General features: G+C 48.0%; 13 protein-coding genes. 4 read left to right on the top strand and 9 right to left on the bottom strand.

The annotated features are described in order from the left end of the window. Positions 1 to 12 precede the first annotated feature (12 nt). Entirely contained in the window at positions 13 to 1,371 is a 1,359-nt protein-coding gene (locus tag FEK42_RS07500) for an MFS transporter (RefSeq protein WP_135408840.1), read from the bottom strand. Positions 1,372 to 1,583: 212 nt separating this feature from the next. Further along, positions 1,584 to 2,498, bottom strand: coding sequence for a GntR family transcriptional regulator (locus tag FEK42_RS07495; RefSeq protein WP_138211778.1), 915 nt, complete (start codon positions 2,496 to 2,498; stop codon positions 1,584 to 1,586). Between the two features lie 139 nt (positions 2,499 to 2,637). On the opposite strand from FEK42_RS07495, the gene lgoD reads away from it, so the two are divergent. Further along, positions 2,638 to 3,660 carry an L-galactonate oxidoreductase gene (gene lgoD, locus FEK42_RS07490; RefSeq protein WP_135491882.1) on the top strand — a complete coding sequence of 341 codons (1,023 nt, stop codon included), beginning with the start codon at positions 2,638 to 2,640 and terminating at the stop codon, positions 3,658 to 3,660. Between the two features lie 166 nt (positions 3,661 to 3,826). Here lgoD and opgB read toward each other — a convergent pair whose 3' ends face one another. From opgB to FEK42_RS07460, 6 genes are all read right to left on the bottom strand, one after another. Further along, positions 3,827 to 6,118, bottom strand: coding sequence for a phosphatidylglycerol--membrane-oligosaccharide glycerophosphotransferase (opgB, locus tag FEK42_RS07485; RefSeq protein WP_135491883.1), 2,292 nt, complete (start codon positions 6,116 to 6,118; stop codon positions 3,827 to 3,829). 254 nt (positions 6,119 to 6,372) lie between these two features. Beyond that, a complete protein-coding gene (gene yjjA / locus FEK42_RS07480; protein ID WP_135491939.1) occupies positions 6,373 to 6,867 on the bottom strand; it encodes a DUF2501 domain-containing protein YjjA in 495 nt (164 codons plus the stop codon). A gap of 48 nt (positions 6,868 to 6,915) precedes the next feature. Continuing rightward, the gene (gene dnaC / locus FEK42_RS07475) at positions 6,916 to 7,653 is read right to left on the bottom strand and encodes a DNA replication protein DnaC (protein WP_130204755.1); all 738 of its coding nucleotides are present in this window, start codon (positions 7,651 to 7,653) and stop codon (positions 6,916 to 6,918) included. Positions 7,654 to 7,655: 2 nt separating this feature from the next. Continuing rightward, positions 7,656 to 8,195: a primosomal protein DnaT gene (dnaT, locus tag FEK42_RS07470; protein ID WP_130204756.1), complete on the bottom strand. Its 540-nt coding sequence runs from the start codon at positions 8,193 to 8,195 to the stop codon at positions 7,656 to 7,658. 106 nt (positions 8,196 to 8,301) lie between these two features. Beyond that, positions 8,302 to 8,775: a threonine/serine exporter gene (locus tag FEK42_RS07465; protein ID WP_130204757.1), complete on the bottom strand. Its 474-nt coding sequence runs from the start codon at positions 8,773 to 8,775 to the stop codon at positions 8,302 to 8,304. After that, entirely contained in the window at positions 8,766 to 9,536 is a 771-nt protein-coding gene (locus tag FEK42_RS07460) for a threonine/serine exporter ThrE family protein (RefSeq protein ID WP_130204758.1), read from the bottom strand. The genes FEK42_RS07465 and FEK42_RS07460 overlap by 10 nt, the downstream gene beginning before the upstream one ends. 628 nt (positions 9,537 to 10,164) lie before the next feature. Here FEK42_RS07460 and FEK42_RS07455 point away from each other — a divergent pair. Further along, on the top strand, positions 10,165 to 10,890 hold the full coding sequence (locus tag FEK42_RS07455; RefSeq protein WP_130204760.1) for a response regulator transcription factor: 726 nt from the start codon (positions 10,165 to 10,167) through the stop codon (positions 10,888 to 10,890). Continuing rightward, positions 10,848 to 11,525: a DNA-binding transcriptional activator BglJ gene (gene bglJ / locus FEK42_RS07450; RefSeq protein ID WP_130204762.1), complete on the top strand. Its 678-nt coding sequence runs from the start codon at positions 10,848 to 10,850 to the stop codon at positions 11,523 to 11,525. Before FEK42_RS07455 ends, bglJ begins: the two co-directional genes overlap by 43 nt. Positions 11,526 to 11,562: 37 nt before the next feature. Here bglJ and fhuF read toward each other — a convergent pair whose 3' ends face one another. Further along, positions 11,563 to 12,351 carry a siderophore-iron reductase FhuF gene (gene fhuF, locus FEK42_RS07445; RefSeq protein WP_135490751.1) on the bottom strand — a complete coding sequence of 263 codons (789 nt, stop codon included), beginning with the start codon at positions 12,349 to 12,351 and terminating at the stop codon, positions 11,563 to 11,565. 140 nt (positions 12,352 to 12,491) lie between these two features. Here fhuF and FEK42_RS07440 point away from each other — a divergent pair, with 140 nt between their 5' ends. Next, positions 12,492 to 12,728 carry a DUF1435 domain-containing protein gene (locus FEK42_RS07440; RefSeq protein ID WP_130259585.1) on the top strand — a complete coding sequence of 79 codons (237 nt, stop codon included), beginning with the start codon at positions 12,492 to 12,494 and terminating at the stop codon, positions 12,726 to 12,728. The last annotated feature ends 46 nt before the right edge of the window (positions 12,729 to 12,774 follow it).

Raw genomic sequence — 12,774 nt, 5'->3', positions numbered from 1 at the left:
GGCAAGGGAAAATTACTCTTTATGTGGATCGCTAATTGGCTGATGCACCATGAAGATGTACGCCAGCGCACCTGCCGCTGTGACACAACCGCAGATAATCAATGCCAGGCGAAACGAGTTGGTGGTATCAACAATGAAACCGGTAACAACTGGCGCGAAAGAGGCGCAGATGAAGCTGGCAAAGTTCTGGATACTACCCACCGTCGCAGCCATGCGAGAAGCTACTGCTACGTGGACCAGCCCCCAGCCGGATGTTCCGGCAAAGTGCAGGAAGAACAGCGCCATGCCAATCAGTAGAACCGCTGTCATGGGCGTTGTCGCTTGCGGTACTACCAGAGTAAAGGAGGCTGAACAGAACATCCCAGTAACAATACATATCTTACGATTCTTAATCGGATCCATCCCTCTTTTGACCAGCCAGTCGGTCGCATATCCGTTGAGCAGCATCCCTGTTCCCCCAAACATAAAAGGTATTGCCGCCATCAAACCGGTGCTTTTTAAATCCAGGTGATAGACTGTTTGCAGGTAACCTGGCAACCAGGCAATGTACAGCCACCCTGCATAGTTCATACCACTGAAACCGAGCATCATTCCCCACATTGTGCGGTTACGAAACAGGCTGCGCCATTCGGCAAAATTGAGTGGATCGCGGCGGGTATTGACGCTACCGCTGTTAAGATAGGTTTGTTCAACGGCGGTCAGTGTTATCTGCTCGCGGTTGCGATAGAGCATAAACCAGGCGATGGCGAGAAAAATGCCCAGTGTGCCAATGGAAATAAACATTCCACGCCAGCCGATGGCCAGCATCATCGCTGCCAGAATCGGTGGGCTTAAGGCAATGCCAAGGACGGAGGCTGCGTTGAAAAAGCCCATAGGACGCCCACGCTCTTTGATGTTGAACCAGTCGTTAATGACTTTGACACCACACGGGTTCATCGGTGCTTCACCGAGTCCCATACCAATACGTACCAGCACAAACTGTGTGAAGTTGTGTACCAGGCCAGACATTGACTGGAACAGCGACCAGACGATCATCCCCAGCCCAAGTATCAGTCGGGGGCCTTTACGGTCCAGCAGCACGCCGCTGGGCAACTGCCCAATCCCGTAAGAGAGCGAAAACACAGAGAGCAACGCACCAATTTCGGTGGCGTTTAACCCCAGTTCTTGACGAATAGTTAAATTCGCAACTGACAGCGAGCTGCGATCAAGAAAGTTTATTACCGCTGCAACAAATAACAAAAACATGGCGATGGTTCTGATGCGTTTAATTCGGGGGCTGCATTGAACTAATTTCTCTGGCTGCTCAGGTATATCTTCCGATAACGAACTAAACGAAGAGCGTGGTGCGAGGTTAATATTTCCTTTTTTCACGCCGGACTCCTGTGTTTATATTTAATCGTTTGCGTAATAATATATTGCGCAAGGTTGATATTAATGGCAGATGAAAGCTTTAGGCTTTCACTACCGCTCACAAAAATATTTATAGTCGACTGATTGTGAGAATAAGTAAGCGGGAATTTTGCTGTGTTTATATTTTGATAAAACCGTGCACAAGCTAATGGTTTGCTGTTTTTAATCTGTACTTAATGAGGGAACCGTTTGTTCTTATTGATGGAGCGAATCATCGATTGTTTGGCTGAATTTAAATGGCTACGTAGTGTGATAATGGCATCCAGATTGCTGCGACATATCAAAGCGCATAGAATGGTCATATGTTCATCTATAGCAATAATATTGCGCTGCTTGAGATCGCTTTCATCCCATTGCAGATGAAAATGAAAGATAACTGAGATTATTTCAAACGAGTGGTCAAAAAAGATATTATCGGTCGCTGAAAGAAGTAGGGCGTGAAAATCTCTGTCCAGTTGTGAGAACATGCGAAAGCTGCTGCCGATGTTGTCCCGTAGCGTTCGGTGACGTTCGAGCATGGTTTTTGCCTCCAACCAGCGTGGATCATTATCAGGCAGGTTGAGAAAATGCTTAATTGAGTGCGTTTCAAGCATTTCACGCAGTTCAAAAAGCTGTTCGGCGTAGGACTGGTCGAATTGCTTCATGCTCCACTGACCGCGTTTTTCACTTTGAATAAAGTTATAACACCATAATTTTGAAATATATTTCCTTGCTGTCATTGAGCTAACTCCCGCCGCTCGTGCCAGTTGTAGCTCAGAAAAAGTTTCCCCAAGGAGTAACTGACGCTGATTTATCATCGTGAAAAAAAACTGCTCAAATACTTTATTTTGTTCATTCATCAAAGTAGTAGTACAGGCAAATCCGTCGTTATGATCAGGTTTACGCGCGATGACGTATTCATTTCCTGACAGGATAATGACACCGCATTGGTGTAAATGGCTAAGAATATGACGCACCGTAGTTCGACTGACACTGTACATTTCCGCCAGTGCGCTTTGCGAAGGGAGTGGGGAAGGGATATACCCACGTGCCATATCATCAATGAACTGGTTAATCACATTGTGGCGTAAATTTTTCGAACGACTCATATTTTCCTCCTTGTCGCGCCATTAAAACCCGATTTAAAACATTTTTATGTGTGTGTTTTCACAAAATGGATTTTACGTTGCGCAGGTGTTTTTTATTTTTATAAATATCTAAGAAAATGAAAAAATGGAGAGCAGAATCATGTCTAAGATAAATATATTAATTTGTCAGAAACCAAAGGAGTTAGTCTGGAAACAACGTGAAATGCCTATTCCTGGTAACGAAGAAGCATTAATAAAAATTAAATCTGTAGGGATTTGTGGTACCGATATTCATGCCTGGGATGGGAATCAACCATTTTTTAGTTATCCACGCGTTTTAGGCCATGAAATATGTGGGGAGATTGTTGGGATGGGAAAAAATATTGCTGATCTTAAAAATGGTCAGCAAGTTGCGGTTATCCCTTATGTTGCGTGTCAGGAATGCCCTGCGTGTAAAAGTGGTCGCACCAATTGCTGTGAGAAAATTTCGGTCATTGGCGTGCATCAGGATGGCGGTTTTTGTGAGTATTTGAGCGTGCCGGAGGCGAACATTTTGCCTGCCGATGGTATTGATCCGCAGGCGGCAGCGTTGATTGAACCTTTCGCTATTAGCGCTCATGCGGTTCGTCGCGCAGCAATTGCGCCTGGTGAGCAGGTGCTGGTGGTCGGGGCGGGACCAATTGGTCTGGGCGCGGCAGCAATCGCTAAAGCCGATGGTGCACAGGTGGTGGTGGCGGATACCAGTCCGGCGCGGCGTGAGCATGTGGCAACGCGTCTGGAGTTACCCGTGCTGGACCCGTCAGCCGAGGATTTTGACGCGCAGCTGCGAGCGCAGTTTGGTGGTTCGCTGGCGCAGAAAGTGATCGACGCGACAGGTAATCAACATGCGATGAATAACACCGTGAATCTGATTCGTCACGGCGGCACGGTGGTCTTTGTCGGTCTGTTTAAAGGCGAGTTGCAGTTCTCCGATCCGGAGTTCCATAAAAAAGAAACGACGATGATGGGTAGCCGAAATGCCACGCCGGAAGATTTTGCGAAAGTCGGGCGGCTGATGGCGGAAGGGAAAATTACTGCCGACATGATGTTAACCCATCGCTATCCGTTCGCCACGCTGGCAGAAATCTATGAGCGCGATGTGATTAACAATCGTGAGTTGATTAAGGGCGTAATTACTTTCTGATAATCGAGTTGCCATGCAGCGCCCGGGGAAATGTTGGGCGCTGTTTTTTCTGTTTTCAATAATGTTTTGTAGGTCGGAGAAGGCGTTTTCGTCGCATCCGGCATTATGTACTCAATGTTGGATGCGACGCTTGCGCGTCTTATCTAACCTACAAATCAGTCAGTGATTACCCTTCACGCGCCACCACTTTGATTTCCACCATACCAATGCCGAGCTTACGCGGCGAATGGCCGAGAATATTCCCTTCGTTGGTTGAGACAGGTTCTGGCGGAACAATTACCAGCGTGTCGGCATCGGTTGGGTTCTCGAAATGCAGCGTGGTGGTGGTCACTTCATTGTCCAGCACGATGGTTTGTTCTTCGTTGCCTACGCGTACCGGAATGGGACGGCTGGCGTTATTACCGTATGCTTTGGCGGTGATCACCAGGTCAAATTTCTTCGGCAGAGGATGTTTGTACTCGATTTTCACTTCATCGCCCAGCTGCGCGTTGGACCAGCGTCCCCACGACTCCGGACGGGAAATCCCGCTAAACTGTTTCACTTCTTCCGGTGCACCTGCGACGTTAAAAATGAAACTGTCGGCTTTGTAGCGAATATCGTTATCGACAATCTTCAGCGTATCGACATTGCCTTTGTAGCGTTCCATATCGATGACGGTATCTTTAAATGCGGTTTTGCCCTTCCACGTCGTTTTATCAACATGTTGAACAATTTGCTGACCACCAAGCTGCCCCTGGGAAACACACCAGTCAGTGGAGAGAGCCAACTCTGGCGCCCATAGCTGCGCCATCTTGTAGCAGCGATCAACCCAGACGAAATTGTCGCGCGGAGCGAAATCGGCCAACTGGAAACGAAGTGGTGCAGAATATTCGCTTTCTGGCAGTGGTTCCACACGTTTATCCGACACGCGTAACAGCAGCGGCAGACGGAAATGGGTACCCGAGAAGGCGATCATGTTTTTATTCTGATCGATGGTGAACTCTTTCATCTCGGTGGGGAATTTCCACAGACGAATGATATCGGGCTTCCACGCCAGCACTTTCTCTTTAATGTTGAGGAACACTTCCGACATGGATTGACCAGAGAGGCTACTACGCCCAAGGCCGATAAAGTTATCGCCACCAAGAATATCCAGCACTGTAGCGCCGTTGTCCATGGTGTTGCGCTTCACCGCCAGCGTCTCTGGCTGTGGCTTGTCGCCACGAATGACGAAAAACAGGTTGTTACGATCCTGTTTATTAAGGTATTTCCACGCCGTGTTGTTCATCGCTAAATGGTCAGATGAGACGACGATGACGGTATCTTTAAACCACGGTGACGCTTTGATTTTATTGATAAACGTCGCGATGTTCTCCTGGCTGCAACTTACCGCGCTGAATGACTGATTCGGCTTACCGTCAAAATCATATTTTTTGCGGTTGCAGGTGCGAGAGATAAAACCATCCGGGTGATGGGTATCGACCGTCAGAGTAAACAGTGAGAATCGCTGACCAGAGCGGGAAAGCTCTTCAAACTTTTTCCACGCTTCATCCAGCACGGTATCGTCGTAGAATCCCCAGTCGTTGCGATAATGCGGATCCGCCACCACACTTTTCAGCTCTTCTGCACCATACAAATGGTCGAAGCCGTGTGATTTCAGGAACACATCTTTACCCGCAAAACGCAGGTTAGCCCCTTGCACAAAATAGTTCTGATAACCTGAGTTTTTCAGGATATCGCCAAGACAGATGTTCTGCGGGAAGAAGCTGGAAACCGAGGCAGAGGCGTTACCTTCAAACGGGGCAAACAGTGGAATCCCGCACTGAGACGCCACCATGCCCGCGATAGTGTAATCCGTTCCTGGTAGTTGCTGAGTATGGCTGAAATCCAGCCCTTCATTTTTCAGTGCGCCCAGTTCGGGAGTGAGGTCCGGAAAAGCGTCGTTATCAAAATAGGTCCGCTCCAGACTCTCACCATAGATATAAACCAGGTTAAGTTTGGGGGCAGGGATGGTTTTCGACGGTTCTTTATAATAAGCAGCAAAGTCAGGATCGCCGTCGCGTGACTGGGATTTTACCAGCTCCGTTATCTGGCGAAACGCCGGGCTGGCGTCCACAGAACCCAGCGCCAGTAAGAGTGCCAGCAGGCTGTAGCCAAAATGGTGAGGATGATGACGGCGTCGGCGTAGGATCCAGCCCAGCGCGCCGAAAACTACCGCCAGCGCCAGCACGATACCCACTCCCGGCAGGATATACTTGCTGACGCCAGCACCGGTCAGGCTGTTAGTTAAGGTATAGAGCACCGCGTCGTTAATGCCGTCGCCAGTAAAATAGTCACTGGCAAACAGGGTAATGTTTAAAACGACAAATAACCCCAGTACCGTTAACGTGGCGGCAAACCACCAGGTGTTACGTCCCGCTTTCCATGCGTAGATCAGCACAGAGGCGAGAAATAGGGCGAAAGAGAATAGTTCTGACAACGGGCGATCCTCACTAAAACAGGCCGGTTAGCCGATGTTTAAGATTTTTTGAGAAACACAATGTAATGGTGCTGCCATATAGCTGCAATTCTAGTGTCAAAAAAATGCGATGTTGTTAGGAATTAGTTTATAAACAGACTTTTTTGCGCAAGAAAGCTTCCCGTGTAACAGAGGAAAAGACGTCCAGAAACAGGGAAAAGAGCGGGGAAGGGCCGCGTTAGTTTGTTAATAGCTAAAACGCGGCGTTATGCGGATCAGGAAATAAAGTTCAGACCTTGCTTTAACACCAGATCGCAGGCTTTGGTTTTTACCTTTTCAGCCAGAGGCGTCGTACCGATGTTATCCAGGTTAAGCTGCTGACCATCTTTGGTTTTTAGCAAACCCTGAATGCCATCCAGATAGTTGGTATCTTCTTTCTGTTCTTCGCTGTTCAGGCCCAGCTTCTCCAGGACCTGATTTTTGATGTTTTCCGCATCGGTAACTGAAGCCAGCTTTTGCTTCGCGCAGTATTGCAAAATGCCTGCGGCATTGTTCATGTTGTCTGCGCTTAACGCCTGGTTGCCACTACCAAGCAGGTTAGTTAATGAGGCGAGCGACCAACCGCCTTCCTGTGTGGTGCTGTTTTGGTTGCCAAGTTCGCTGGCGGCGCTGGAAAGCGCATCTTTCCAGGACGCGGCATGCACCCCGGTGGAAATTAATGCGCTGGTGGCAATTGCACAGCACAAAAGGTGTTTAGTAGTTTTCATCATCATTACTCAAGGTGGAATTGTGTCGCAGTATAGCGCCGGAAAGGAGGATTAATACTCTTTACCCGTTACCCGGCTACGATAGCTTTCCCAGTTAAAAATAACCCACAGACTGTTACCCAGGCGCATACGATCCATAACGCGTTCGCCCAGTAACTTGGTCATCTCGTCCATATTGCTGTTGGTCAGCATCCCGGTCGGGCGTTTGGAAGAAGAGCGGCGATCGACGATCTGGTTGATGATCACTTTTTCGTATTTCGATTCGGTCTGCACGCCGATCTCATCGATCACCAGCAGATCAACGTTGCTCAGATCGTTAAGCAGTTGTTCTTCGCTGGTACCGCTATTTCTGAAGGTATCTTTCATCGCCGACATAATATCGGCCACGGTGATGATCAATACGGATTTACCGCGTAGCAGCAGTTCGTTGCAGATTGCCGCCGCCAGATGGTTTTTACCAGTTCCCGGCTTGCCAGAAAAGATAAAGCTGGCGATGTTGCCGTCGAACTCTTCGACATACTGGCGCGCTTTGCTCAACGCATTCATCTGCCCTTCGCACTCAACACGATAGTTCTCAAAGGAGCAGTTTTGATGCAGCGGACGAATGCCGGAGCGGTTAAAAGTACGCTGCATTTTCATCGCCCGATTCTCGCGCTCAAGAGCGGCGGCGCGGAGTGCCCCTTGTTCTTTCTGCCACGCCAGAAGTTCTTCACCCGTTTTGAAGGCGGGTTTGATATGGGCTGGCATCATTTTTTGCAGACGTTGCATCAGGTCGCCAACGTTTTTCATCGTTACCCTCTGAATCCCGGTGGAATTTGGCTGTCAGGTTCACTGACTGTGTTCACATCTCGTTTCGTTAATCCGCCATTGCTGGCACGACCTATTTGCAGGCTGCGCGCCAGTTTTTGTTGCCACTGCACATGATGGAAGACTTTGCCTTCCGCCTGCCAATAAGAAATAAATGACGCCAGTTCTTCGGCGGTTACCGGCTCTTTTAGCGCCACGCCCCATAATGCCGCCTGACGGATAAAGTCGGTATCGGGTTGCCAGTCTGGGTACATGGCGAATTTACCCATGGGTACGGCAACGGGGGCGGCTTGCGGTTCCTGATAGAGTTGATCGTCCAGGGCCACGTCACTTCCCGGACGCGTCAGTTTTTCTTCCAACGCCAGCAGTTCAGCAAGACGCGCGGGCGTAACGGCATAAAACGCCGGGGCATTGTTGGCAAATACGGCAACCATGCCGCCTTCTGCTTTTGCCAGAACGGTTTGGTGATCGTGTACCAGGGCGTCAATACCAATGACGTCCGGGGTCAAAACTCTGGAGGACATACTGTTTCTCAATATGGAACGATTAACGAGAAGGGAGATTACTTTTATAGTAACACACGGATGAGGCCAGGCAGCCTCTCATCCATGTGCTTTAAGCGAGGCAATTTTATACGCGGGGGCGCTTGCGGTACAACCACAATCCAGGAACGGAAAGACCGATGGATAACGCGCCAACAATTGATGAAGCGGTAAGAAAGTTAGTTAACAGGGTAATCATTAACGGCTCGCTGTAACCTAACTGACTGATTTTTACTGCTGAAATCATTGCAGTATACGCCGGGATGCCCGGGAACATCGGAATGACAGCCGCCACGGTAAAGACTTTCGGGTGCGCCAGATACCAGCGCGACCACTGAATACCAATGGTGCCGACCAGTAGCGAAGCCATAAACGTCGACCACTCAATATTGAGTCCGGTAGTCATTAAAATCATTCGTGAACCATGGCCCATCGCGCCAAGCAGCGCACACCAGCGTAATGCCCGGATTGGCACGTTGAACACCATCGCAAAGCCGACCGCTGGGATTGCCGCGAGAATCATATCCTGCGCTAATGCTAAGAGAAATTCGATTACACCCATCCGCGTAGCCCCCAAATTGTGAGTGCCATCACCACGCCAACGCAGGTTGCCAGTGTCAGCAGGCTGGCAATCGCCCAGCGTGCCAGTCCGGTATTTATATGACCTTTAAACATATCGGCTACAGCATTTATCAACGGAAAACCCGGCACCAGTAAAAGAACACTGGCCGCCATTGCCACAGTAGGCGTATGACTGAATGTCGGAAGTTGTAGAAGAAGGCCAGAAATTGTGGTGGCGGCGAAGGCAGTGATGCAAAAGTTTATTTGTGGATGGAGGTGGCGTTGTGCCAGTAGCTGGCGGATATACATGGCGATCATACTGGCGAAGAATGTAATCAACGCACCATCCCAACCACCGTTATTCAGTTTACAGAAACAGGCGCAAGAGAGTCCCACCATCAAAGCGACCAGCCAACGCGGATAGCGCAGGGGATGTATTTGGCTAAAACGTTTCTCAACACCTTTGTAATCCAGCAGCTTATGTTCCGCCAGAATCACAATGTGTTGTACCTCAGTAACCACATGCATATTAATGCCGCGATCGTGGTTTTTGCGCGTAGATGTCAGACATTGACCATCTTTAATGGTGGTCAGCACTATGGCGTTCGAAGAGATAGAACTTTCGACGCAGTCCATCCCTAACGCCCGACCCAGTCGTGAAGAAAGCTCGTCAACCAACGCACTTTCCGCACCATGTTGTAAAAGAAATAACCCGCACTGGATACATAGCCGTGTAACGGCTCGCTGTTGCTCTGTTTGCATAACTCGCCCTTTGTCATAGACGCGTTGCGTATTTTTCAAAAAATGAGAACCCTTTTGTATCACGAAGCATGGCTGTTTTGACGTTGGTTAAGATCAAAATTGCGCTGATTAATCCTGGTTGCGGTGATGAGTTCGCTGAAGGGAAGCGATGCAAGTTTTGAGTGGAATAAATAATTTCATGAATATTATCATTAAAATGAATTTATCGTTTTATTTTTACGCGTTTGAGTAATGACTGATGAAATCATTTTTTTCGGAACCGGGTAAGAAATATCCTTCAGTTTTTATTGGTTTTTTTCTTGATATTCTGGCTAAAGGCGTTTCATTTAACTTTTATTCGTTATTTTAAATGATATCTTAAACTGATTGGTTTTGAGGGTTTTGATTAAGTATTTCTAACAACATAATTTAGATATTTTAAATGTGTCAGAGGTATTTTTCCAGGTTATTATTTGATGCTAGTCTCCTGAAACATACAAAGGATTTTTTGTGTGGCTGGGGTAAACTGATATGAAGTGAATGCTAAGGATAAATTATTCGCTCAATCTATTAATTTGTTGGAGTCATTTGAAGGGTGAATGTCCTGAATAAACCATCATAATTTATAGACAGTGGATATGGAGGATATATGTTGCCAGGATGCTGCAAAAATGGAATTGTTATCAGTAAAATACCCGTTATGCAGGCAGGGTTAAAAGAGGTCATGAGGACCCATCTCCCTGAATACGATATAACGAGTAGCACCTCTGCGGAGGAGCTGACCATATTACAATTACGTCGTGCTGGGTTAGTTATTGCCGATTTAGCCGGACAAACAGAAGATCCGCGTTCTGTTTGTGAACATTACTATTCATTGATCTCACAATACCGGGAAATTCATTGGGTTTTCATGGTTTCGCGAGCCTGGTACTCTCAGGCGGTGGAGCTGCTTATGTGTCCAACTGCGACGTTACTGTCCGATATCGAGCCTATTGAGAATCTGGTCAAGACCGTTCGTTCCGGCAATGTCCATGCAGATCGCATCAGCGCCATGCTGACTTCGCCTGCAATGCCGGAAATTCAGGAAGTTGGTTATCGCACCGTGATTCTTACCCTTTCTGAACGCAAGGTACTGCGGCTGTTAGGTAAAGGATGGGGCATCAACCAAATAGCTTCATTGCTTAAGAAAAGCAATAAAACCATCAGCGCACAAAAAAACAGTGCGATGCGTCGGCTGGCAATTCACAGTAACGCTGAGATGTATGCATGGATTAATAGCGCACAGGGGGCAAGGGAACTTAACTTGCCTTCTGTTTATGGAGATGCCGCGGAATGGAACACAACCGAATTAAGAAGAGAAATGTCGCACTCATAGAAAAGTGCGTCATGAGCAGTATCGGTATTGAGAGTTTATTCAGAAAGTTTGCGGGTAATCCTTATAAACTCTATACGTACACCAGCCAGGAGGCTTTTCAGGATGCTATGTCGCGGGTTTCATTTGCGGCGGTTATTTTTTCTTTTTCTGCCATGAGAACTGAGCGCAGGGAGGGATTATCTTGTCTGACTGAGCTGGCAATCAAATTTCCACGTACCCGGCGTTTGGTTATTGCGGATGATGATATTGAAGCGCGGTTGATTGGCTCATTATCGCCTTCTCCTTTGGATGGTGTGTTAAGTAAAGCATCAACGCTGGATGTTTTTCACCAGGAGCTGTTTCTGTCATTAAATGGCGTGCGTCAGGCGACCGATCGACTGAACAACCAGTGGTATATTAATCAAAGCCGGACGCTGAGCCCGACGGAGAGGGAAATATTACGGTTTATGTCGCGTGGCTACTCAATGACGCAAATTGCTGAACAGCTTAAACGGAATATAAAAACGATCCGCGCGCATAAATTTAATGTGATGTCGAAACTGGGTGTCAGTTCTGATGCCGGATTGCTTGAGGCGGCAGATATTCTGTTATGTATGCGGATTTCAGAAACAAGTAATGTGTTGCATCCCTATTAATCTACTTAATGCCGGGTTTATCCTCCCGGCAGTGTGCTTATTTCAGCGTGCAATCCCCACACTGTTGCACATCCGGTAAGCGATAACGCTGGCAACAGGTGCGGCGCACCAGCAGGCCGTCGCGCAGCACGACTGTGCGCCACAATGGATTATCTTCGCCGCTGGAGAGCGTTTTCTCAAAGAACAGGGCATGGCGGAGCGATTCAACTAACGCCTCGCCAAGCAACTGCTTCATCTCGGTCAGATACCAGTTAATCAAATAACCGGTATTACTCCAGATAAGTTTGCCGTTAATTTCACCTGTCGCTTCTAATGCCTGCACAACCGGAACCAGCGCCTGGCTGATTAACGTTTCCATTCGCTGCTGTGGCGAATGTGATGTTGCGTTTTTATCTTCACACACATCGACCCAGAAACAGGCGGCGCGTCCGGTTTCGTGAAACTCAACGTGGAAATGTTCCGGCGACACATCTAATGCTTTTTCCTGCGTCAGCAGCGCCAGCATTAATGGCGGCACCATCAGGCCGATATACCATTGCGCCCACAGTGAGATTAGCGGTTTGTTCTCGCGGATCATCATTGGTTGATTGCGGTAAATATGATCGGAGTAGACCGCCAGTAGAGAACTTAGCGCATTGGGAGAGGACCATTGCGCCAGCGTCATGGCACTAAGCGGGGCGGGTTCATCCAGACGGATAAACTCCAGCAAATGTTCACGATGTTCGGCGATCGTCGCGCGAACCGCTTGTGCAAGTGTGGGATCTTGCGGCTTGAGATGCGTTCGCCAGATAACATCTTCATAGAGCGGTGCGGAACGATAGGCCATAATCGTGATAGTAATCTAAATGATAATGATTGCTAATCCTAGCGATAGGTTTACCCGATAGCAAGGGATTTCTCTGGCTTGCAAATGATAAAAATTATCATATGATATTGGTTATCATTATCAATAAAAGAGATCAAACCATGTTGCAACGTATGCTGGGCAGTGGCTGGGGAGTGTTGCTGCCAGGATTGCTGATTGCAGGGCTGATGTATGCTGATTTATCGCCGGATCAGTGGCGGATTGTGATTCTGATGGGATTAGTATTGACGCCGGTGATGCTGTATCACAAACAATTACGGCATTACGTTTTGCTACCATCGTGCCTGGCGCTTATTTCTGGCGTTATGCTGATGATAATGAACGGGAATCAGGGATGATAAAACAGGGAAGGAAGTAAAGATAATTGGTGCGAGGGGGGGGACT

Origin of the sequence: Escherichia sp. E2748 (genome assembly GCF_005781125.1) — a bacterium.
Taxonomy (GTDB): Bacteria; Pseudomonadota; Gammaproteobacteria; order Enterobacterales; family Enterobacteriaceae; genus Escherichia.
This window is presented reverse-complemented; position numbering and strand designations above follow the sequence as displayed.

What these genes read in the sequence shown, in the direction of transcription:
- FEK42_RS07495 (WP_138211778.1), bottom strand. Translation starts at nt 2,498, where the DNA reads ATGAGTCGTTCGAAAAATTTACGCCACAATGTGATTAACCAGTTCATT.
- FEK42_RS07440 (WP_130259585.1), top strand. Translation starts at nt 12,492, where the DNA reads ATGTTGCAACGTATGCTGGGCAGTGGCTGGGGAGTGTTGCTGCCAGGA.
- fhuF (WP_135490751.1), bottom strand. Translation starts at nt 12,351, where the DNA reads ATGGCCTATCGTTCCGCACCGCTCTATGAAGATGTTATCTGGCGAACG.
- yjjA (WP_135491939.1), bottom strand. Translation starts at nt 6,867, where the DNA reads ATGATGAAAACTACTAAACACCTTTTGTGCTGTGCAATTGCCACCAGC.
- bglJ (WP_130204762.1), top strand. Translation starts at nt 10,848, where the DNA reads ATGGAACACAACCGAATTAAGAAGAGAAATGTCGCACTCATAGAAAAG.
- lgoD (WP_135491882.1), top strand. Translation starts at nt 2,638, where the DNA reads ATGTCTAAGATAAATATATTAATTTGTCAGAAACCAAAGGAGTTAGTC.
- FEK42_RS07460 (WP_130204758.1), bottom strand. Translation starts at nt 9,536, where the DNA reads ATGCAAACAGAGCAACAGCGAGCCGTTACACGGCTATGTATCCAGTGC.
- FEK42_RS07465 (WP_130204757.1), bottom strand. Translation starts at nt 8,775, where the DNA reads ATGGGTGTAATCGAATTTCTCTTAGCATTAGCGCAGGATATGATTCTC.
- dnaC (WP_130204755.1), bottom strand. Translation starts at nt 7,653, where the DNA reads ATGAAAAACGTTGGCGACCTGATGCAACGTCTGCAAAAAATGATGCCA.
- FEK42_RS07455 (WP_130204760.1), top strand. Translation starts at nt 10,165, where the DNA reads ATGTTGCCAGGATGCTGCAAAAATGGAATTGTTATCAGTAAAATACCC.
- dnaT (WP_130204756.1), bottom strand. Translation starts at nt 8,195, where the DNA reads ATGTCCTCCAGAGTTTTGACCCCGGACGTCATTGGTATTGACGCCCTG.